General features: G+C 36.8%; 21 protein-coding genes and 3 pseudogenes. 12 read left to right on the top strand and 12 right to left on the bottom strand.

Features of this window, described 5'->3' with window-relative positions; translation table 11 throughout:
- Positions 1-395: 395 nt before the first annotated feature.
- The 4 genes and pseudogenes from QFZ31_RS22480 to QFZ31_RS22465 all read right to left on the bottom strand — a co-directional run bounded on the left by QFZ31_RS22480 (position 396) and on the right by QFZ31_RS22465 (position 5,517).
- Positions 396-2,540: a S8 family serine peptidase gene (locus tag QFZ31_RS22480; protein ID WP_307307101.1), complete on the bottom strand. Its 2,145-nt coding sequence runs from the start codon at positions 2,538-2,540 to the stop codon at positions 396-398.
- Positions 2,541-3,062: 522 nt separating this feature from the next.
- A pseudogene (locus tag QFZ31_RS22475) lies at positions 3,063-3,938 on the bottom strand (aminoglycoside phosphotransferase family protein).
- Between the two features lie 51 nt (positions 3,939-3,989).
- Complete coding sequence (locus QFZ31_RS22470) at positions 3,990-4,370, bottom strand: hypothetical protein (RefSeq protein WP_307311739.1); 381 nt, start codon at positions 4,368-4,370, stop codon at positions 3,990-3,992.
- Between the two features lie 442 nt (positions 4,371-4,812).
- On the bottom strand, positions 4,813-5,517 hold the full coding sequence (locus QFZ31_RS22465; RefSeq protein WP_307307098.1) for a toxin regulator: 705 nt from the start codon (positions 5,515-5,517) through the stop codon (positions 4,813-4,815).
- A gap of 688 nt (positions 5,518-6,205) precedes the next feature.
- Here QFZ31_RS22465 and QFZ31_RS22460 point away from each other — a divergent pair.
- From QFZ31_RS22460 to QFZ31_RS33875, 4 genes are all read left to right on the top strand, one after another.
- Entirely contained in the window at positions 6,206-6,388 is a 183-nt protein-coding gene (locus QFZ31_RS22460; protein WP_307307095.1) for a hypothetical protein, read from the top strand.
- Between the two features lie 91 nt (positions 6,389-6,479).
- Positions 6,480-6,635 carry an IS3 family transposase gene (locus tag QFZ31_RS33880; protein ID WP_373459929.1) on the top strand — a complete coding sequence of 52 codons (156 nt, stop codon included), beginning with the start codon at positions 6,480-6,482 and terminating at the stop codon, positions 6,633-6,635.
- The gene (locus tag QFZ31_RS22455) at positions 6,632-6,880 is read left to right on the top strand and encodes a DDE-type integrase/transposase/recombinase (protein WP_307307092.1); all 249 of its coding nucleotides are present in this window, start codon (positions 6,632-6,634) and stop codon (positions 6,878-6,880) included. Before QFZ31_RS33880 ends, QFZ31_RS22455 begins: the two co-directional genes overlap by 4 nt.
- An 82-nt stretch (positions 6,881-6,962) precedes the next feature.
- A complete protein-coding gene (locus QFZ31_RS33875) occupies positions 6,963-7,223 on the top strand; it encodes an IS3 family transposase (RefSeq protein WP_373459928.1) in 261 nt (86 codons plus the stop codon).
- A gap of 497 nt (positions 7,224-7,720) precedes the next feature.
- On the opposite strand, the gene QFZ31_RS22450 is transcribed toward QFZ31_RS33875, so the two are convergent.
- Both QFZ31_RS22450 and QFZ31_RS22445 read right to left on the bottom strand, forming a co-directional pair.
- Positions 7,721-8,212 (bottom strand): acyltransferase, encoded by a 492-nt coding sequence (locus QFZ31_RS22450; protein ID WP_307307089.1) that lies wholly within the window; start codon positions 8,210-8,212, stop codon positions 7,721-7,723.
- An 86-nt stretch (positions 8,213-8,298) separates the two neighbouring features.
- Positions 8,299-9,954 (bottom strand): right-handed parallel beta-helix repeat-containing protein, encoded by a 1,656-nt coding sequence (locus QFZ31_RS22445; protein WP_307307087.1) that lies wholly within the window; start codon positions 9,952-9,954, stop codon positions 8,299-8,301.
- Positions 9,955-10,500: 546 nt separating this feature from the next.
- On the opposite strand from QFZ31_RS22445, the gene QFZ31_RS22440 reads away from it, so the two are divergent.
- The 7 genes from QFZ31_RS22440 (at position 10,501) to QFZ31_RS22410 (ending at position 15,158) form a co-directional block, all read left to right on the top strand.
- Positions 10,501-10,986, top strand: coding sequence for a sigma-70 family RNA polymerase sigma factor (locus tag QFZ31_RS22440; RefSeq protein ID WP_307307085.1), 486 nt, complete (start codon positions 10,501-10,503; stop codon positions 10,984-10,986).
- 463 nt (positions 10,987-11,449) lie between these two features.
- Positions 11,450-11,983 (top strand): competence protein ComK, encoded by a 534-nt coding sequence (locus QFZ31_RS22435; protein ID WP_307307083.1) that lies wholly within the window; start codon positions 11,450-11,452, stop codon positions 11,981-11,983.
- Positions 11,984-12,340: 357 nt separating this feature from the next.
- Positions 12,341-12,562, top strand: a complete 222-nt coding sequence (locus QFZ31_RS22430; RefSeq protein ID WP_307307080.1) for a helix-turn-helix domain-containing protein — start codon at positions 12,341-12,343, stop codon at positions 12,560-12,562.
- A 311-nt stretch (positions 12,563-12,873) separates the two neighbouring features.
- Complete coding sequence (locus QFZ31_RS22425) at positions 12,874-13,164, top strand: helix-turn-helix domain-containing protein (RefSeq protein ID WP_307307078.1); 291 nt, start codon at positions 12,874-12,876, stop codon at positions 13,162-13,164.
- 218 nt (positions 13,165-13,382) lie between these two features.
- The gene (locus QFZ31_RS22420; protein ID WP_307307075.1) at positions 13,383-13,622 is read left to right on the top strand and encodes a hypothetical protein; all 240 of its coding nucleotides are present in this window, start codon (positions 13,383-13,385) and stop codon (positions 13,620-13,622) included.
- A 349-nt stretch (positions 13,623-13,971) separates the two neighbouring features.
- Positions 13,972-14,283 carry a helix-turn-helix domain-containing protein gene (locus QFZ31_RS22415; RefSeq protein ID WP_307300431.1) on the top strand — a complete coding sequence of 104 codons (312 nt, stop codon included), beginning with the start codon at positions 13,972-13,974 and terminating at the stop codon, positions 14,281-14,283.
- A gap of 26 nt (positions 14,284-14,309) precedes the next feature.
- The gene (locus QFZ31_RS22410; protein WP_307303106.1) at positions 14,310-15,158 is read left to right on the top strand and encodes an IS3 family transposase; all 849 of its coding nucleotides are present in this window, start codon (positions 14,310-14,312) and stop codon (positions 15,156-15,158) included.
- 121 nt (positions 15,159-15,279) lie between these two features.
- On the opposite strand, the gene QFZ31_RS22405 is transcribed toward QFZ31_RS22410, so the two are convergent.
- The gene (locus tag QFZ31_RS22405) at positions 15,280-16,158 is read right to left on the bottom strand and encodes an aldose 1-epimerase family protein (protein ID WP_307307071.1); all 879 of its coding nucleotides are present in this window, start codon (positions 16,156-16,158) and stop codon (positions 15,280-15,282) included.
- A 266-nt stretch (positions 16,159-16,424) separates the two neighbouring features.
- Between QFZ31_RS22405 and istA the strand changes: the two are divergent.
- Positions 16,425-17,699 (top strand): annotated as a pseudogene (gene istA / locus QFZ31_RS22400) (IS21 family transposase); the annotation flags it as partial.
- Between the two features lie 10 nt (positions 17,700-17,709).
- Here the strand turns inward: istA and QFZ31_RS22395 are convergent.
- The 5 genes and pseudogenes from QFZ31_RS22395 to rfbA all read right to left on the bottom strand — a co-directional run bounded on the left by QFZ31_RS22395 (position 17,710) and on the right by rfbA (position 21,745).
- Positions 17,710-18,168 carry a VanZ family protein gene (locus tag QFZ31_RS22395; protein WP_307307068.1) on the bottom strand — a complete coding sequence of 153 codons (459 nt, stop codon included), beginning with the start codon at positions 18,166-18,168 and terminating at the stop codon, positions 17,710-17,712.
- Between the two features lie 239 nt (positions 18,169-18,407).
- Complete coding sequence (rfbB, locus tag QFZ31_RS22390) at positions 18,408-19,433, bottom strand: dTDP-glucose 4,6-dehydratase (protein WP_307307064.1); 1,026 nt, start codon at positions 19,431-19,433, stop codon at positions 18,408-18,410.
- Positions 19,433-20,209 carry a dTDP-4-dehydrorhamnose reductase gene (rfbD, locus tag QFZ31_RS22385; protein WP_307307062.1) on the bottom strand — a complete coding sequence of 259 codons (777 nt, stop codon included), beginning with the start codon at positions 20,207-20,209 and terminating at the stop codon, positions 19,433-19,435. The genes rfbB and rfbD overlap by 1 nt, the downstream gene beginning before the upstream one ends.
- An 80-nt stretch (positions 20,210-20,289) precedes the next feature.
- The gene (gene rfbC / locus QFZ31_RS22380; RefSeq protein ID WP_307307060.1) at positions 20,290-20,850 is read right to left on the bottom strand and encodes a dTDP-4-dehydrorhamnose 3,5-epimerase; all 561 of its coding nucleotides are present in this window, start codon (positions 20,848-20,850) and stop codon (positions 20,290-20,292) included.
- A gap of 17 nt (positions 20,851-20,867) precedes the next feature.
- A pseudogene (gene rfbA, locus QFZ31_RS22375) lies at positions 20,868-21,745 on the bottom strand (glucose-1-phosphate thymidylyltransferase RfbA).
- Positions 21,746-22,115: the final 370 nt, after the last annotated feature.

Here is a 22,115-nt window from a genome sequence, read left to right as displayed (position 1 = left end):
GCCTTAACTAATCGTTTAATTAAATCTCTCCTAAACCCTTTTGAGAAACGAACTTTAAATTGTTTTCCGGGAAATTTATTGTCGAAGACATATTCACTTATCTGCGGCCAAGTTACATACACTTTCACCAAATACTATATTTTTTCACTAATAGACTCCCTTAGACAAACTGTAAACTAATTAAATGATTGATTAATTTGGTTAAGAACCTTCCGCCTGCTAGGAGTTTCTTCACCCAAGAAGTGCGTGAAATGTCATGAAAAAGCACCCTTGATTTTCAAGGGTGTTCTCAGTCATAATACTGCTAATTTTATATTTTTTATTTTTTCATAGAAAAACCGGGCAAAAACGGCCCGGTCTCTCGTTAGTTAAAGTCTCTGCCATGCAATTAAAAATTACTTTACTATAATGGTATCGACATTCACTGCAGTTGCCGTCTTTTTCACACCAACCGGAGCTTTTCCTGTCCATTCAATCGTTAGAACGTGCCTTCCTGTGGTGAGACCTGTTTTTGTATAGTACTGCTGCTTATACAGTGTGGTTGCAGAATTTAGGTTCACTAGGCTACTTACGCCGTCCACTGTTACTTTCACGATTCCCTGGGTGGCATACTTGAGACCTGTTACCGTTACCCCTGTACCATTAAACACAAATTGAGCCTTAGCCCCTGCTGTATTTGTGAAAGCAAAAGATCCACCAGATACATTTGTATTAGACGATGTACCCCATGTAGGAAGATATCCGATTTCTTTAGCCGTATTTTCATATGTTCCAGCTGTTGCACCGGCTTTTACTGTTGCTGTGTAGCTGCCAGAACCCTTATAGGCGTATACATCCAAATAATATGTGCCATCTGCTGGAGCGATGTACGTAAAGGTCTCACTGGATGTCGCGGCCTTTTCAGAATAAGCGACAATACCTGCGCTGCTTTTTACTGTTGTTGCGCTGCTGTTGTAAAGGTAAAGATCAAAATCGCTTCCAGCTGCTCCCGTTAAAGTTACCGTTATTTTTTCTCCTTTTAGAAGATTTAAGGAGAATACATCATCTAAATCACTTGTAGCACTTACCGTATTTGTTACACTTGTACCTGTAAATGGCAGGCCTGGAATATCATTATCCGGTTGAAAATTCACGACCTTGTCAGCTCTTAACATACTACCCGATAAAACTGCCCCATTTAAGGAAGAAAGAGGTGTTGCATTTTTCAAAATGGCATCCTTTATGGTTAATGGAGCAGCTGATGGATTCTTGCTAAGGAACAAGGCTGCTGCCCCTGTAACCATAGGAGTTGCCATAGATGTTCCACTGAAATAGTCATAGGCACTGGAATAATCTCCTGGTGTAAAGGCAGGTACTGTACTTAAAATATCCTGACCAGGTGCTGCAATATCGACAGAAGTGACGCCATAGTTGGAGAAAGACGCCAGGTTACCAGTGTTTTCAATAGCTGCTACTGATAAAATATTCGACAAATCAAAGTTAGATGGATAATGAGGCGATGAATCATTGTTAGTTCCATCATTTCCGGCTGCTGCTAAAAAGAGGGAGTTGGAACCTTTAATCGCATCGTACAGTGCTTGGCTGAAGCCTCCTCCGCCCCATGAGTTGTTAGTAATCTTTACACCTTTTGCCTTAGCGTAATTGACTGCCAAGATTGCATCTGACGTATATCCCCCGTCAGGACCAAGGAATTTTAGCGGCATGACCTTTACATTTGGTGCCACCCCAATAACTCCTATGGTATTGGCCGTTCCTGCAATTGTACCCGCAACGTGCGTGCCATGTTCATCCCCGTCAGCATAGTCGTAAACAGAGTTATCCACATTATAAAAATCCCAGCCGTTTACATCATCTATATAACCATTCTTATCATTGTCAATGCCGTCACCTGCAACCTCGCCAGGATTCTTCCAAATCTGAGCTTTCAGATCGGGATGATTGATATCCACTCCGGTATCGATGACGCCTATGATTAGACTCGTACTACCCTTTGTCACTGCCCATGCAGATTCCGCGCCAATATCGATGCCCGCTTTACCAGGAACTCCAAATATTGGCTGCCCGGTGTTTTTCATTCCCCATAATTGCACGAACATCGGATCGGATACAGTATCCGGTTTCACAAGATAGTTCGGCTCTGCATACTCTACCAATGGTGATTCATTTAAAGATTTTAAAACTTCTTCGATCGGAATTTTTGCATTGAAGCTGAGGAGTTTTGTATCTGTCTTATTTAAATTCTTGTTCGTCTTTAAACCGAATTTCGTCTGTAAAACTCCTAAACTTTCAGTCGAATAAGTATTTTTAAACTTGACGATTACTTCGCCTGGTTTATGTTTTTTCGCAGCTTCGTTTTTAAACGTTGCCGCTTTCTTGCTCGTTTGGCTCTGCTTATCAATTTGAATAACCGGATTAACCTTTTCTGTTGCCTTTTTGAAATTTACCTTTCCCCCATCAGATTGATTGGGGGCTGCAAGCGCAGGAATGCTCGCAAATAATAACCCCATACTCACAACTAAAGCCGAAATCTTCTTCCTCATCCCATTTCTCCCTTCATCAAAAAGACTAGTTTAAACCATACGAGTTTAATATATTATGCCGGTTAGTCCATTATGCCTAATTTCGTTTGCCTCAGAAAAATATCAAAATATTACATTTTATATACTTTGTAACCTATGGTTCATAAGAGATTGTTGCCCTGGAAGCCATTGGGTTCTTTTAGAAGTTATTCCTATCATGAACTAAATAGGCTGCAGAATCTTTCTAGATATGCAGCCTTTTTAATGTAGATAATATCAAAATTTTTAGTTTGCGCTAACTTCCAATGCATCATTTTCACATTTAAAATGGATGAAAGCCCTAAATAAAAGAAAATACAGCTTTTTTAATCAAATGATTGATTAACACTTTACTCAACTAACCAATCATTTGATTAAAAGTGCTGAAAGCCCTTTGGTTAAAACGATCCCATCCTCTTCATTAGAAGAAACCTGTCGAAGAATGTGTTCTACCAGGAGATTTTTTTACTTTTAAAGAAAAGAAAAAACTAATCAATCGTTTGATTAGTTTTTGTAATCTTCGATTATAGTCCAAATAGTAGTAGATGCTTCTTCCGCTCTTACTTTATCAAAATTTTTGTAAGAGTCATATGTGATTAATGCCTTCCACAGAGCCCATCCTCGTGCTCTATTCCAGGTTCCTTCGTTAAACTTTAATTCATTCTTAAATACTTCTCTACTGGTATCGTCAAAGAAATTCTAAGCTATTGCAGCATCACAAGAAGGATCTCCTACTCCTACTATTCCAAAGTCAATAACGGCACAGAGCTTTCCATCCTTCACTAACAAATTCCCTGTTGCTATATCACCGTGTACCCATACAGGCTCTGCCTCCCATTCAGAATCTAAAGCTAAGCTCCAGATTTCACTTAGCAGACCACCATCAAAAGTGTCACTGTTGTTTTCAATAGCATTTCTAGATTCTTCATTGTATATAGATAATGAACCGCCTCTATAAAAATTATGCTGACCAGCTAATGGACCTCCACTAGCATCAATGGCTTGTAACTCTTTTAAAAATAACCCCAAGTCTTTTGCTAGATGATTAAGGTTATCAATATTGTTATGAGATAGAGGGTCTCCTTTAAGCCATTTATAGATGGACCAGGACCACGGATATTCTTTATTCGAATTTCCTTTTGCTATTGGAGTAGAAACTGACAATGAAAGTTTTTCAGCAAAAATGGGAAGCCACTTTTGTTCTTTTTCCACCTGTGGAGCATAGGCCGCTGCACTAGGTAACCTGACACTCAAATGATCCCCTAAATGAAATATTCTATTATCATTTCCACCTTTTTTTACAGGTTTGATAGATAAATGAGACCATTCTGGAAACTGTTCGTTTATTAGTCTTGCTACTAAATCGACATTGATAATCAACCTATCTCACTCCTTCCTTTTTCAAACTCATAGCAAGAAGATACTGTCACGCTAAACCCCTAAGCCCCTATACAGCTCATCAATGGTAATCTCCGCTAGAGCCATGACGTGATCCGCTCCTCCGTAATAGATCTTCACATTATTTTCATCAGCCACGACTCCACATGTAAACACTACATTACCAAAGAAACCCTGAACTTCATAAATCTCTTCAGGTACTAAGATTGGCTCTGCTGTTTTAGCGACTATTTTATTAGGGTTCTCAAGATCCAATAGGAAAGCTCCTAGTGTATATCGATTGTTGTGGTCTGCACCGTGATAGATTTCAATCCATCCTTTTTCTGTCTTAAAAGGTACTGCTCCACCACCAATTTTTTGTGACTGCCATCCATCTTCAACGCCCAATAAAAATTGGTGATTCCCCCAGTGAATCCGACAACGATATGATAATAACGATTATTTAGCCAAACTCTTTGTGGACGTGCCATTATGTTTCCCTCACTATACTTTGTTGTTTTGGAGAACTGGACCGTCTTAGTGCCATTGCTTCCCCAAATAGCGGTATCTGTAATATTGTTCTCTCCAGCTAAGTCTGAAATCCTTCTAACCAAACGAATGATTGTATTTGGCAAAAAAATGATATAAATGGCTGTATCAATAAGAAAAAGCTGCCGAATCGACAGCCCTGATCTTTAATTCTTGCACTCGTTAGTTTAAGTGCATTTTTTTTACAAAGTTTATAATCTTAATTTAGCTTTGTCAATCTAATAAGTATTAAGTACTCTTTTACAAATAATATTCCAATGTCTCTAGTGCTTTTAATTTTTGGCCACTACATTCTAATAAAGTAAGAATTAGTACCTATTACTAATTCTTACTGTTCTATCTTTTCAATAGACACGCCAGGTATTGATATGTCTCCACCCATTGTGGATTTGTATGTGAGTAAACCAGTTGATATTCCCATGATTGTAATGGTGTCATCTTCTAAAACCCTAGAAGCGACAATAGAAGAATCAAATTCTCCAAACAGGATTGTGTCGTAATCATCACCAACAGCTAACCTTATTTGAGTCGTACCATCACCTTCCATTACCTGAACAACTTTGCCACGGAATTTAACTTTTTGAGCGATATAACTATCAGGAGTTCTTGCTAACTGATCATAGGTAATACCTGTATCATAGCCTTTCTTTGCTTGTTCTTCTGCTACTCTTTTTGCTTCCTCTTCAGCCGCTGCCTTAGCTGCTGCTGCTGCATCCGCTTTTGCCTTTTCCTCAGCTAGACGCTTTTCTTCGGCCGCCTTAGCTTCCGCTTCTTTTTGTTTACGCTCATCGTCTTTCATTTTAAACCATGGAGCGGCTTCATCTACCTTCGCTTGTAATTCTTTGTTACTAGATTCTAAACTTGCTACCGCTTCTGCTTTAGCTGATAGCTTCTTGTTCAAAAAGTCGACTTTGCTGTGTACCTTATCCAATTCTTCTCGCGAGGGACCGGTGGATGCTCCAATAATTAAAGCAATTAATGCCGTTAATACATATTTCCATCTCTTTTTCAAAAATACTAATAATTTGTCCACAATTTTTCCTCTTTTCTAGATTAATAGATTAAGTATACATGAAAAAAGTACCGGGCAATATGAATCAATCCCAATAGGAAAAATTGGAAATTAATTATCTTTAATATCTATCATACCTTGTGTATCAAAAAGCAGCGACAGGGACGGTTCTTATGGTTCGATTTTGGTTAGGTATCTCCCAATCTTAAAAACGGTTCAAAGATCAATACCGACCACATTTTGTGATGGCTGCTACCATGGCTAGTAAACTTATTTCCCTCGAACCTCGAAAGGGTATAGTAAAATTGCTTCTCACTATTATGTAACCATACTTTCTTTATTCTAATTTCATTTATACACATCGTTGTCACTCTATCCATCTCTATTTCCTACTATCACCAATTAAAAGGCCATCAGAACCGTCCCCATAGTCTTCCAGCTAAATTGCTTTACCGCTTTAAACTTTAGTTGAGTGGGGGTTTTTAATCCAGTATCTGAGAATGACAGCCATCGATATTAACTCTTATTCTTTATTAAAAATAATCAACTCCAGGAGCTGTTTGTTCCAATTTGAATAGAATTTTGCACCTTTAACCGACTTTTTTACGTCAAATTCAATTTTCTTTGATTCGAAGGTTATTCATAGATGGATTATGGTAGAGCTACCTAGGAATAAAACGGAAGCGCGCTGCCCTGAAGGGTTTTACCAGTGGAGAGCTTTGACGAATTAGTTGTACAGTATCAACCCATGATTCATAAGATTATCCAATCATTGCACATTTATAGAAATGAAGATGAATTCTATCAGACAGGGTTAATTGGACTTTGGAAGCTACACAGACTTTCGATGAACGAAAAGGCAGCTTTTCGAATTACGCTTACACCGTTGTAAATGGGGAAAAATAAACCGGTGTTGACAGTCGAATACTTGGGGTTTCCTCAAGTGGATATTTAGCTTTTCTTAAACGTCCTAAGCGCCAAGTATCAAAGAAGACCGCAAAGATTTAAAACAGATTAAAAGAATATATTTCCTTCACAAGGGTACGTATGGAGCTAAAAGAATATCTCGTGCTTTAAAAACGGAAGGTATCATAATAAACCATAAAAAGGTAGCGCGTATCATGAATGAACCAATTTGAAAGCAAAGGTAAGGCAACCAAAAACTACTCATGAAACGAAGGAACAATCTGCAGGCTACGTCTATAAAAATCTGTTAAACCGGAATTTTGATGCCGTTCATCCAAATCAAAAATGGGTAACAGATATGACAGAGGTTTTGATGGGGCAGGAAAAGTTGTATATCTCTGCGGTAATGGATTTATTTAATCGAGAAGTGATGGCATTTGAAATGAGTTCAAGTCCTAATAGTAAAAGCCACCATTAAAGCTGCACAGAAAAGGCGAAATCTGGATACATTGGATGGAGTCCTTATCCATAGCGACCAAGGAAGTGTTTACAGATCTCACATGTATCGCAATCTAAGTAAGGAGCTCCACTTCATACCAAGTATGTCAATGAAGACAAACTGTTGGAATAACGCTGTCATTGAGGGCTTTTTTTCGCAGTTAAAAACGGAATTTCCTTATTTTTATCCCAACAGCCCAATTGATTCCTTTCAACATAATTTAAAGAAATATATTCGTTATTACAGTGAAAAACGAATCCAAAAAAGAATGGGATTCGTTTCTCCTAAAATACATTATTTTAATTACCAAAATGCATCATAAATGTCTATTTTTCGGGGGCTTGACCACAGGCACCGATTTTTAGTCTCTTTCCCATCTCAACACCCTTATTTTTATATCTTCATAGATAAAATCTTATCATATCTAAAATTAACTGATCCGTTTGTTAAAAAGAAAAGCTGCCTTTAATGACAGCTTTGTTTTATCACTAGCGAGGATCGTTAGTGGTTGTGGTTGTATTTTTTACACTGCTATTCATACATCATTTACGTCGCTCTTTCTTCCGAAGATGACAAAATAAAAAAGCCTTTCACGGCTCTTATAAAACACTCAAGATGAACTTTACCCAACCGATGAACGATACCCATAAGGGAATTGAAAGAAGCACTCCAAAAGAAAAACCTTTTCCTAAATTGTTTTCCATAATTATACCTCTTTTTCCTTTTATACCCTCACTGTATCAAATCTTTATTAACTATCGATTAAGTAAATGTAAAGTTTCAACAAATGGTTCCAATTGTAACGTAAAAAAAAAGACCTCACCCAAGGTCTTTAATTCGTTTAGCTGGTACACCAGCATAAACTCCGTTAGGTTCACAATTTTTTGTTACAACTGCTCCAGCTGCTACAATACATCCTTCGCCAATTGTTACTCCTGGTAATATTGTGCAGTTCGCTCCTATCCATACTCCATCTTTTACTGTTATTGATTTAAAGATTGGTTTACCAGCTCTTTTATTAAAATCACCAATTTCATGAGTTCCTGCAGAAAATAAAGTCCGATATCCAATCGAGCAATTATTCCCTATAGATATGTTCGTATCAAAGAAGCAGTCATAATTAATAAACGATCCACTTCCAATAGAAATATTCTTATTTCCAAAAAAAACTCTCGGCTGTATACGTACTGTAGATAGTTGTATCCCGTAAAATTTATAAATGATTTTTCTTAATTTATTCGGGACAATTACAGAACTCGCTAGACTATTAATAAAAAAATCACGTGATATTACCTTTAAACTATTTAACATTTTCAAATCCCTCTCCGCTTTATACTTTTTTATTGAAATTAATAATTTAAGTATAAATTAGATGGTACATTTTTGAAACCATCGATCTAGTTATTACTTCTACATAATTCAATCCAGTTTGCACCATCATAGACTAGTGAGATAGTGCTATTGACGGCAGTAGGCGTAAAATTCCCATTTAACCGTAAATTACCTGTGTTATCTACTAACGTAGTATTTACATCGTTAAAAATTATGAAAAGCTTTTGCCCTGCAAATGTACCCCCGTTGATTGAATCAACAGTCTGAGCAGATGATGCTGCAAATTTTTGATGTTCAAAACCGTTTACCAATGTAGCGATATTAGATGAAACAGTTACAGTAGCCATTTGCCCATTTGTTTTTCGATTGCTTATTATCATTGTTCCTGTTCCTTGATCGATTGGATAACCCCCAATATTATCCACACATATTGTATTTGTTGAGTTTGCTTGAATTAAAAATAAAGATAGAGAAGTGTTATAACCAATATTACCAATAAGGAAATTATTATTAGATACTGCTACACTCGAACCATTAATAACAATTGTTTGTGTGTGATTAATTGGATTTTTATTATCTCGAATGACGTTTTGTTTCACGATATTATTATTACAGCTTGTCAAGTACATTGGGTAATGAGTCTGCTTTTGTAAGTTACAGTTCACAATTGTATTATTTTGAATTGTGTTGTTATCACTAAAGGTTAAACCCATACCGTATTGATAGATATCAGAAATTAAATTTCCTTCTATCATTGAATTGGTCATATAATTGATGGTCACACCTGACCCACTGTTTGTATTCGTGATAGTATTATTTGCAATAATGGTGGCTATCACTCCATTGGCTTGCGTGCTATCAGGCGAACGTCCGCTAATACCAGTCGAACAGTTATTAATAACATTGTTTGTGATTGTAGCTTGTTTAATGGCTCGAATAATGATACCGTTACCGCCTGTTTTGTTGTAGCAGATATTTCCATCAATGACAATATTAGTGGAAGGGTTTGTTGAGTAAGCGACAATACAATCACTGGTTCCATCGTGTATCACATTATTTGCTATTTCGATATGATTTGATCTGGTTCCTTGTAAAATTACCCCACAATCCACGTTATTAATTTCATTATCCAACACATGAATATTGTTGCAACCATTCGCAATACTGATTGCGTTATATCCGTTATTGTATAAATAACAGTTTTGAATATAGACGTTAGTCGCTGCATCTAAACCAATTAATTTTGTTCCATCGTTAGGGTCGCCTGGTACTACACCCTTGTTACCGTTAAAAGTTAATCCAAAAATTTTAATGTTCGATACGCTTCTTACATTGACAAGCGTACCTACACCATATGTGGTGTCAGGTTTGGTGATAATTTCAGCACCGCTTGTTGAAAAATAAGTGATTCCTGATGCTAAGTTAATATTTAACGCATAATATCGACCATTCCCAAAATCGACAGCCTTTTGTGTTTTGGAATTGACTGCCGCTTGAATAGCTGCGTTAATAGCTGCTGTGCTATCGAAAGTTGAATATCCTACTTCATCAATCGAATGTGCGCCATAATCAGAAATTTTAATTGCACCTTTAGTCGCTATTTCTGCCAACTCCGTATCAAGCTCATTAATCGCCCCGACCAAATTTGATTTTTCAGTGGTTTGTAAATCTGATAAATCCCCAATCTTATTCTTTAATTCTTCTTTATCTTCACAACTCAATATACCACCCCTTTCACATACCTAGTAACAATATATGAGGTTGTCCCTCTTATTGACACGGCCGCTCAAGGAGTACTGCTATAGAAGCTTTTAAAAATTTAGTAGCTGGAACCATAATCTCGATACCATTCACATCAAAAAAAAGTCATCAGCATGGGTTACAATGGAACCATCTTCCTTGGTAATTCGTCCTCTTACGGTTTAGGTACCTTTGTGATAAATTCATCCATTCAAGCCATAACCGCCTCTGATTATTCGCTCGCCTAGAGCTATTATCAGGAATCATCATGTATAGTCTTCTAAATGGCTATCAATTCTTCTTTTATAATCCTGGGAGTGACAATCATCATTATTAACTCATATCCTTTTCAAAAACTAAATCATTTTGGGAAGTAGTTTGTTCCAATTTGAATAGAATTCTGCACTTTTAATCTATTTTTTTACGTTAAATTCGTCTTTCTCTGATTCGAAGGTTTTCCATGTATGGATTATGGTATAGCTACCTAGGAATAAAACGGAAGCGCGCTGCCCTGAAGGGTTTTACCAGTGGAGAGCTTTGACGAATTAGTTGTACAGTATCAACCGATGATTCATAAGATTATCCAATCGTTGCACATTTATAAAGATGAAGATGAGTTCTATCAGACAGGGTTAATTGGGCTTTGGGAAGCTGCACAGTCGTTTGATGAAAGAAAAGGCAGCTTTTCGAATTACGCTTACACCTATATGAAGGGAAAAATGTTATCTCAAATGTCCCAAAACAACCAATGTAATGAAAGACTTATCCATCCGAAGGAGGAATTTTGGGAATTTACAGAGGGTCAGGAATCAACTCTTTTCCTTGAGAAAGATATGATTAACACTTATTGTGAAGGACTAACAGAAAAAGAGGCAAAATGGGTAATCACTATGTCTATCGATCACCTATCCATTAAGGAAATAGCGGAAAGGGAGAAAGTTTCCGTATCTGCAGTTAAACAATGGAGATCAGGGGCAATAAGAAAATTAAAAGAAAAAGTTGCTTTAAATTAATAGTCTAAAATTAAACCTGGGCAGTGGCTAGCACTTAAACTGCCCGGGGCTACAAAGAAATTATAAGCATCATTCGACAATATTTTATTATATACACAAAACATTCACGAATGGTACGTATACGCGGAACAAACATTATACTAATTTATGGTATTTTTTCATTAAGGTTTAAATCATGTTTTAAAGGTCATAAATACACATCTAGAATCACTTTTCATAATCATACTGATTTTCTTCATTAAAATTGATCATATATTATTCTAACCTCTCCTTAATCAACTTGACCTACCTCACTATACTAGTTTTCAAGGCTTCTACAACTTGTATTCTTAACATATAATTTCAGCATTCATCTCAACATTAGATTCGCAGTTTCATTATTTATTAAATGTGTTACTGGACCATTATCTAACAGCTATCCAGAAACAAAATTCAATATCATAAAAATTCAGGAGTGATGCGTTTGTTTATTGAACCGTACTACATAATTAATCCGCATATGATGTACATGTATGGATTACATGATCGAAATGCAAAAGTTTGTACTCTAGTAAGAGAGTTCCATCGTGTTTTCATCGTTGATCGGTCACCGTTGGAAATACTAGATGATAGTCTCAGATGTATCGGATTTAATTTAAAGGGCGCCATGGACACTTCCAAAATCATCATACCGAATTCCATGATGTGTCCTGTCATGATCAACCATATCCATAACATTTGTGTCTTTCCCGATAAATCGCATAAACACGAAGATACCATTTGGTTTAATCCCTGCCATATCCTAAGAACCCTTAGCTTTAAACGAAAAACACTGATAGAGTTCCGAAATAGACTGATCCTTATAAACGATTCCAAACTATTTTCTTTTAATAACAAATGGAAAGCAGCAGAGCAGTTAAGCCAAATTACCATTGAAAATGCGAAGAATCCAGTATCTTTTATTATTGAACCCCCAAAGAAAACCAGAAAAAGAAAGAGAAAAAGCAAAATAGTATAAGGTCTCATTGAATTTCCAACCAACACGAATGGCTTGAGATTGATAATACATAGCCGCTATTAAAACAGCCTGATGATGATTCAACAGGCTGTTTTTTTAACGAATCCCTAAGCAAATACTGGCAAGGATATTCACTTTGTGTCCTTTTTAGCAACATTTAGGACTAAGTTTTGTCATAGAGCTGCTTTCGGTACTACAGTACGTGGAGCAAATCTTATTTTCGATATGTAATGGAATTAAAGTATCCATCATATGTAAAAACAAATACTAGTCGCTTAAAATGCTTATACTGGTACCTCTGAATTACCAGTACAAAAATTTTTTTCCTATAAAAAAGGATTGGGTGTAAGGTGAACGATGAGTAGAATCGTTGTCATAAGATTAAAAGAACTACTTTTAGAAAAGGGTATGACAATAAGAAAATTATCCCGTCTAAGTGATGTCCGTCATGCGGCATTAAGTGAATTAGCTAACCAAAAAAGGGTTAATGTCCACCTTCATCATTTATCCCGTATTGCGGATGCACTAGATATTGACGATATGGATCAAATCATTACTTTTGAAAAAATCGAAGACTAACCAATCATCCATTTTCGACAGCATTCATCCCATATTCAAACCAATCAATCGTCTGATTAAAACGATCACGAGCCCTTTTAGAAAACGAACTTTTTACTTGTGACTAGAAAAAAACTTGTCGAGGATGCGTTTACCATCCTACGGTGAATAAAAATAACCTGCCGGGTACTCGTTTCTACAATAAAACATGTGATTTGGTGTCTTTTTGGCTACGTATATTAATATTTGGCTAAAAGCAAGCAAAACACGTACTGGAGTGCGTGTTACATTTTCTTCAGGCATTATGTAATGGTCTAAAAAGGAGAATCCCTTTGATACAGACCGATGAAGAAATGTATATTGGAATAGGGTTAGGAAGAATGAGGAATGAGAGAGATTGGACACAAGAGAAACTTGCTGAAATGAGTCAGCTAAGTTATCGAACTGTCCAAAATATTGAATATAATAGAACATCGCCCTCCGGAACCTCTATTTGTAAGTTCGCAAAAGCTTTTGAAATGGAGCCTTGGGAATTTCTTAGGACCATTTCAGATGAGATTATATACAAACCCCGCAAACAAAAGACAAAGAAAAAAAGCATTCCAAGTCGTAATTCCATATAATACGAATAATCTAGTGTTGAATTCAATTAAAAATCAACTCATTAATATTCATATCAAAAGCCGCTGCCAAAAGGATCACTGACAGCGGTTTAACTCTTTACATACCATATGGGTCGAGTCACATCCCAATAATGAAGTTCGTTTCTTATACCTAGTTTCACTAGATGAACCTAATAGTCAATTGCTGAAAATATTCTTATGTAAATGAGGGTTGACAGATGAACAAGAAGAATATTGGAATAGTTAAAATGAACATTTGGAGAAAATTTGAGAACCAAAATCAATTGTACTACATAGAGATTTTCCATTATACAGATGGTACCATCCAAGCGTTTGCAAATAAAAAGCCTGATAAAGTTCAACCTATTTCAGAAGAGTTTCCAATAGGCATCGGTCGAGATGCTCATGACCCAACAAAGGCAGCTATTCAAGCCATTAACCACATTCTAAATCAATAAATTCTGCTGAAAAATTCTGAGACTATCCTTAAGGTTTATTGTATATAAGTAAAAATGTACCTTTTTTGCAGTTACGATTTCCACCTAAACCTTCTTAAGGTAACCATTAATAAAAAAATGTTTGCATAAGCTTATTTCAGAATCAAACACCTATACCCTTATCTACTGGTAGATAAGGGTATATAGCTAAAGTAGCAAACTTCCATCATAATACAAAACTTAGATACACCTATTAACCTATCAATCTTCGACAAATATCTGGGAGTGACAGTGGTTGACCCCCTTATAATAGACATATAGAGTATGATGAAGATACGACATATCTGAGTTTCTTTGGGGGACAATTAACATGAGAAAAAAACAATCATCACATAATAGTGTCGAAACTAAGTTGGAAGCAGTGCGTCAAGTGCTGGAAAATAAAAGGCCAGTGGCTGAGGTTGCAAGTGAACTAGATTTACACCGGGATACAGTGAATCGTTGGGTAATCTCTTTTAAGGATAATGGTGAGCAGGGTCTTGTGAATCCACGCTCTATTTCGAAGCCTTCTCAGTCAAAGGATATAAAGAAGACCCGGGAGTTGGAGAAGAAAATAAAAGAAAAAGACATGGAGATAGAAATCCTAAAAAAGTTCCAGGCCTTTCTCAAAGGGAACGAATAAGCAAGAAATTCGAAGCTATTTCTTATTTGAGAAAGGATTATCCAGTCAATCTTTTATGCCGCATACTTGGGGTTTCCTCAAGTGGTTATTTTGCATTTCTTAAACGTCCTAAGCGCAAACCATCTGGAGAAGAACGCCAAGATTTAAAACAAGTAAAAAGGATTTATTTCCTTCACAAGGGTACGTATGGAGCCAAAAGAATATCCCGAGCATTAAAAGCCGAGGGCATAATAATAAATCACAAAAAAGTAGCGCGACTCTTGAATGAGGCCAATTTGAAAGCAAAGGTGAGGCAACCAAAAACTACTCATGAATCTAAGGAACAATCTGCAGGCTATGTCTATAAAAATCTATTAAATAGGGATTTTGACGCCGTTCATCCCAACCAAAAATGGGTAACAGATATGTCAGAGGTTTTGGTGGGTCAGGAAAAGTTGTATATCTCTGCGGTAATGGATTTATTTAATCGCGAAGTAATTGCCTTTGAAATGAGTTCAAGTCCTAATAAGGACTTGATAAAAGCGACTATTATGGCTGCACAGAAAAAGCGAAAATTGGATACATTGGACGGGGTCCTAATCCATAGCGACCAAGGAAGTGTGTACAGATCTCACATGTATCGCAATCTTAGTAAGGAGCTCCACTTCATACCAAGTATGTCAAGGAAGGCAAACTGTTGGGATAACGCTGTCATTGAGAGCTTTTTTTCGCAGTTAAAGACGGAATTCCCTTGTTTTTATCCAAACAGCCCAATTGATTCCTTTCAACATGATTTAAAGAAATATATTCGTTATTACAATGAAAAACGAATCCAAAAAAGAATGGGATTCGTTTCTCCTAAAATGTATTATTTTAATTACCAAAATGCATCATAAACGTCGAATTTTCCAATGTCTATTTTTCGGGGGCTTGACCACAGGCACCGGGATTCTATCCGGCTCTTTCACTCGCAAAACTTCCAATTATTCCCTTAAAGAACCTCCCCCCTGGCCCCCTTTAATTAAACTTCATTATATATTCAGCTTGGAAGGTTTCTCCTGCTCCAAGCTTATTTACACCAAACTTCTCCTTTAAGTTCCCTGTTGTATCATATGTATCTGCAATACCGTACCAAGGCTCAATGCAAACAAACGGAGCTATCGTCCCATCTGTTTCTATATATTTTGACCAAATCCCAACAAACGGAAAACCTTGAAACATTACTTCTACACCATGACTCAACTGATTAGATACCAATGTGACTTTATCGATATTGCTGTAAATAAGAGCATCATGGGCAAATAGAGAATTTGTGAGTGGAATCGTTGAAAGATCATTGGCTGTCCCTTTCTCATGAATGAGGGAATTCTTTAGCTCATATTCCATGACATTCTTATTTGCCGCAGGTGAAAAGTTCAAATAGTAATCTTCAATGGTTTCATTTTCTACTAGTGGAACTTTAAATGCAGGATGTGCACCAATGGAAAAATACATCTCTTCCTTATTTAAATTCAGGATTTGCCACTGAACAATCAGCGAGTCCTCCATGAGACGATAACGAATCATCGCTGTAAATTCGTAAGGATAAACATGAACGAGGGAGCCAAGAGACTCAAACACAAAAGAAACGGTTGTTGATGTCTGCTCAGCCACTTCGAATTCAACGTCACGCAGAAAGCCATGCTGCGACATCTTGTAGGTCTGACCATCCAGTTGATATTGATCTTCCTTTAACCGTCCCACAATCGGAAATAAGACAGGAGAGACTCGTCCCCAATATGCCTCATCCCCTGTCCACATATAATCCAGCGCATTTTTCTTATGCGTCACTTTACGTACTTCTGCTCCGTGTCTGACAATATCAACCTTTAACCAATCATTTTCAATAACAATCATCTATTTCCCTCATCTCTTTGTTCTTGCATTTCATATTCATCTTACCCTCATTAGAACTGCATAAATCCTGTTTGTAAAAAACGGTGATAAAATCCCCAATATAAACGGTCAAAAATTTGTTTATGGCATTATAAAAATGTAGGAAATGGCACCTAATTTGTGTTGGTCCCTAGGGGCTAACCAAATAAAAAAACCACTTGTCAACATTCCCAAATACACATACACTTCCTGTTGGGTACAAAGTAGTGCAGGAGGTATTTAAGGAGATGTTGGCAGTGGCCGAAATTAATTATAGTTAACAATAAAGACTGTACATATTCAGATGTAGCAAAAAGAACTGGAAGAGATCCAAGAACGATAAAGAAGTATGCAGAAATGGAGGATTTCAACCAAAAGCCAAAGAAAAAGCAAACAAGGGTAGCTCCGGTATTAGGGCCTGTAAAGGCAATCCTGGATGACTGGATCAAGGAAGATATGAAAAAGAAAAAGAAGTTTCGTAGAACCGCCAAGAGGATGTGGGATTTGTTAAAAGATAACCATGGCTTTAAAGGCTCTGATCGCACGGTTCGGGAGTATGTTTCTATGAGAAAAGAAGAGTTCCTCAATGAGGCAGATGAGGCTGCAATTCCACTAGAATCTGTACCTGGAACAGCTCAGGTGGATTTCGGGGAAGCTCCATTTATTTACGGAGGAGAAGATATCGTATTGCCATACCTTGTAGTTCCTTCCCATTTAGTAATTCCTTTTATTTTCAAGTCTTCCCTTCCCAAAACAAAGAGTGCTTTCTTGAGGGGATGAAAAGAGTTTTCCATCATATGGGAGGAGTTCCAAAAGTCATACGATTCGACAACCTATCACCTGCCGTTAAGAAAATATTGCCGAATGGCGAACGGCAATTAACAGAAGAATTCCAGAACTTCGTTCTTCATTACGGTTTCGAGTGTGAGTTCTGTAATCCCAATAGTGGAAACGAGAAAGGTCATGTAGAGGCCATGGTAGAGTATGTCCGGAATAACTTTCTCTTACCAGGACTGCATGTTATCGATCTAGACGATTTGAATAAAGAACTATGGGCCAAGGCGGAGAAAGACCGTGAAAGGAAACATTACCAAAAGGAATGGGCGATTTCGGAGTTATTCGAGGAAGATCGGGCAGCCTTCCTCCTATTGCCGGCAAAAGAATATGAATGTGTAAGGTACGAGACCCTGAAGGCCGATAAATACGGTTATATCAAGCTGGATCTTAACCTGTATTCGACTTCGCCAAGATATGCGCTAGGCAAGGTCCTGGTGAAAATCTCATATAACCAAGTGGAAATTTTGAACGATGACCACCAACTCGTTGTCAGCCATTCCCGACTGTATGGTCAATACAGAAAGTCCATGAAATGGCAGCCATATTTGAATTTGATGGCCAAATCGCCTACGGCACTTAAATATACCACTTTCTATGATCAGCTTCCGGAAGAATGGAAAAGTTATTTTGGGGCGTGTACAGTGGCCGAAAAGCCAGAAGCACTGAAACTATTATCTATTGCGATGATTGATGATATTAAGTTCTAATATTCTTAACAAGTTTATAGTTGTTTCTTATAAGAACAAGGATGAATAATGCAACAAGTGCCCCTACGGAATCAAATAAGACATCCTGATACGCCGCTACTCTTCCTGGCATAAAGGATTGGTGCCACTCATCCGTAATTGCATATAGTACTGTTAATGTCCATGAAAGGATATAAGCGAATCGATTGGTTTCGAGAGCTTTGTACAACAAAATGGCTAGTATACCAAAGACGACTATGTGTGTTGCTTTTCTGACAATAAGGTTCAACTTATTTATATCTGTATGATCGGTACTCGGAGTTTTATTGATTGTTTTTTGTTCTGCTACAACTACCTTTTGGATTACTTCTGAAGTCTTCTCACCTGTGAAGTATGGAAGCTGCGTAAAGAAGAATATAGCTGTCATCCAAATAATCGCTGCAATTGCCCACCATTTTCTATGATTCATTCTAAAATTCCCTCTCAAGTCCTGTATGAAAACCACTATTTATCAAACGATATTATAAAAAGGGGGGGTATACTGGCTCATTATTAATCAACATCTTAAAATAGTTAGTATCCCTGAGAATTTTAACTGATTAGCGTAATATCACTAAGCACAAGCCTTCATAAATATGCAAATAGCATAAAGCTGTTTTCTAAAAAGCCCGTACTCACATTTGTAAGTACGGATACAGTACTATAATATTAGTTAATTAATGTGTATTGCTTTTCAAAGTAATTCTGATATTCTCCACTAAGAATTTGTTTCCACCACCATTTATTGTTTAGATACCAATCAATAGTCTGGGCAATTCCTGTTTCAAACGAGTAAGTTGGTTTCCATCCTAGCTTTTCTAATTTGGTTGGATCAATGGCATAACGCTTATCATGACCTAAACGATCAGTAACAAATTCAATTAAATCTTCTGATTTTCCTAAAGTACTAATAATGGTTTTAACAACTTCTAAATTTGTTCTCTCATTATGTCCGCCAACATTATAAACTTCGCCGTTGACTCCCTCATGAAGAACAAGGTCAATGGCCGTACAATGATCAAGTACATGTAACCAGTCACGAATGTTTTTGCCATCACCATATACTGGTACCTTTTCATCATTTAATACACGAGAAATGGTTAACGGAATTAACTTTTCTGGAAAATGGAACGGTCCATAATTATTAGAACAACGAGTGATGTTAACAGGAAGACCAAATGTTTCGTGGTATGCACGTACCAAGAAGTCAGATGATGCTTTACTAGCACTATATGGACTATTTGGTTGTAACGGTGTTTCCTCTGTGAAGAAGGTAGTTGGGTCGAAGTCTAATTCACCGTATACTTCATCTGTTGATACATGAACAAATTTTGTAACTCCAATTTGTTTTGCCGCATCTAGTAATACTTGAGTTCCTAATACATTTGTTCGAACGAAAATTTCAGGCTCTGTAATAGAGCGATCAACATGGCTTTCTGCAGCAAAATGGGCTACAAAATCAAACTTCTCTTTTTCAAAAAGAGAGATAATTGCCTCACGATTTGCAATGTCTGCCTGTACAAAATGATAGTTATCCTTTTTTACTATGTCACGGTGTTTAGCTAAATCACCAGCATATGTTAATAAATCGAGATTGTAAATTTCATATTGCGGATATTTATTAACCATATATTGAACAAAATTACCACCGATGAACCCTGCCCCACCAGTTACAAGAATCTTCTTCTTTGTCATCATTTCACCTCATGTTTTAATGCATTTAAGTATTGTCCCAACGAGTCCTGCCATTTTGGCAATGATTCGAAGCCATTAACAATTAATTTTTGTTGCGATAAACGAGAGTTTTTAGGACGGACAGCCTTAGTAGGGTATTCCTCCGTTGTTATAGAATTAACCACTACACTTTTCTCAGATAATCGTAAAATCTCTTTAGCAAATTCAGACCAACTGCAAAGTCCTTCATTCGTTGCATGATAGGTTCCATAACGATTTGTTTGGATCATATCGAGTAATAACCTCGATAAGTCGAATGTATTCGTTGACGAACCTACTTGATCTCCTACAACACTTAATTGATCCCGTGTTTCTGCTAAACGTAGCATCGTTTTAACAAAATTGTTTCCGTTCAGGCCGAACACCCAAGAAATTCGGACAATGAACCATTCAGATAAAAGAGATTGAACTACTTTTTCTCCTTCAAGCTTTGTTAGACCGTAATAGCCAACCGGATTAGTAGCGTCTGTTTCAACAAAAGGGTCCTCACCCAATCCATCAAATACATAATCAGTACTAATATACATAAACTTGGCATTAACTGCCTTTGCAGCATTTGCTAAGTTTTTTGTACCATTAACATTGAAATTCCAGCAGTTTTCCTTATCGTCTTCTGCCTTATCTACTGCTGTATAGGCCACACAATGAATAATAGCCTCCGGTTTCATTTCACTCACAAACTGGATAACAGATTGTTCATCTGTAATATTTAAATCATTAGAACCTACACCAATCATTTCAAAGCCACGTTCTAATCCTTCCCTGACAACATCAAACCCTAGTTGTCCAGTGTACCCGTTACTAAAACTTTCATCTTCTAATCTCCATAAGTAAAATTATTTTCTGCATTAACCAATAATGGTGCTTTCTCGTCTTTTGCAGATAAAACAGGTGAAATATCAATTGGCCACTCAACACCAATTTGAGGATCACTCCAAAGAATACCTCTGTCACATTCAGGCGCATAGAGCTCGTCCACTTTATATTGAACTTCAACATCATCTGTAAGCGTTATAAAACCGTGTGCAAATCCTTTAGGTACTAGTAATTGTTTTTTATTATCTGCACTTAATTCAATTCCGAACCATTTACTGAAAGTAGGGCTGCCTTTTCTTATATCTACAGCTACATCAAAGATTGCTCCCTTTGTACATCTAACGAGCTTAGTTTGTGCTTTGGGGTTTAATTGATAATGCAACCCTCGTAATGTTCCTTTAGTTGCAGAAAACGATTGATTATCTTGAACAAACTTTATATCTATTCCTGCTTCTTCAAACATTGCACCGCTATAGGTTTCCATAAACCATCCACGATGATCTCCGAATACCTTCGGCTCAATTATCTTTACTCCCTGTATATAAGTTTCTATTACGTTCATTTTACTACACCTCATATTTAATACTTAATACTTCCGTTGGCTGCTTTTAATAAATATTGACCATAACCAGTTTTAGAAAACTTTTCTCCTGATTTATATAATTGCTCTTTACCAATCCATCCATTGATATATGCAATTTCTTCAGGAGCAGCAATTTTTATCCCTTGGTGCTCTTCAACGGCTTTAACGAAATTAGTCGCCTCCACCAGGCTTTGATGTGTTCCTGTATCTAACCATGTAAAACCTCGACCCAAGAGTTCCACATCAAGTTCTCCCATGCCTAAATATGCTTCGTTAACTGAGGTAATTTCGAGCTCCCCCCGAACTGATGGTTTAACATTCTTCGCAATATCTACAATTCTATTGTCGTAAAAGTAAAGACCAGTGATTGCATAATTTGATTTTGGGATTTCAGGCTTTTCTTCAACGCTAAGCACTTTTCCACTTTCATCAAATTCAACTACACCAAACCGCTCTGGATCTTGAACATGATAACCAAATACGGTTGCCCCATGTTCCTTTTGGGCTGCCCGTTGAAGAATTTTTCTCATACCACTACCATAGTAAATATTATCACCTAAAATCATTGCTACAGATTCATTACCAATAAACTCTTCCCCAATTAAAAAAGCCTGGGCTAAACCATCCGGGCTTGCTTGGACTTTATATTCAAGATTAATCCCAAACTGAGATCCATTACCTAATAGTGTCTCAAAGCGAGGCGTATCTTCTGGAGTTGAAATTATTAAAATATCACGAATGCCAGCAAGCATTAAAGTTGAAAGTGGATAATATATCATGGTTTATCATAAATAGGGAGTAACTGTTTACTAGTTACCATTGTTAATGGATAGAGTCTAGTACCGCTTCCACCTGCTAGAATAATTCCTTTCATTACTACACCTCATCATAATAAATACAAAAATAAACATAGGTTCTCGGCAAAAAATTTAGGGAGAAGTTTTTTAAACAACCCCATTATTGCCTTATTCAAAGTAAGTAACCTAAAAGACAAGTATCCTATAATTTAGCTCTCTTAAATATATATAATCCTTTTAGATTCTTTTAATAAAGAATAGCAACTAAAGGGTGGCAAAAAACTCCACTAATACCGTGTAAAAAAACAAACCAATAATATCCTTGAGAGTAACACCTGGAATACCACCAAGTTACCCCGATTTAAGGTTAATGAGACCATAACCCCAAATAAAGTATTTTTTAGACAAACTAGGCTAATAGTCTATTGCATTTTGCTTAATTTCAAA

The organism is Neobacillus niacini, from assembly GCF_030817595.1.
GTDB classification, from domain to species: Bacteria; Bacillota; Bacilli; order Bacillales; family Cytobacillaceae; genus Neobacillus; species Neobacillus niacini_G.
Note: the sequence above shows the minus strand (reverse complement) of the source record. Positions and strands in the feature narration are given on the sequence as shown.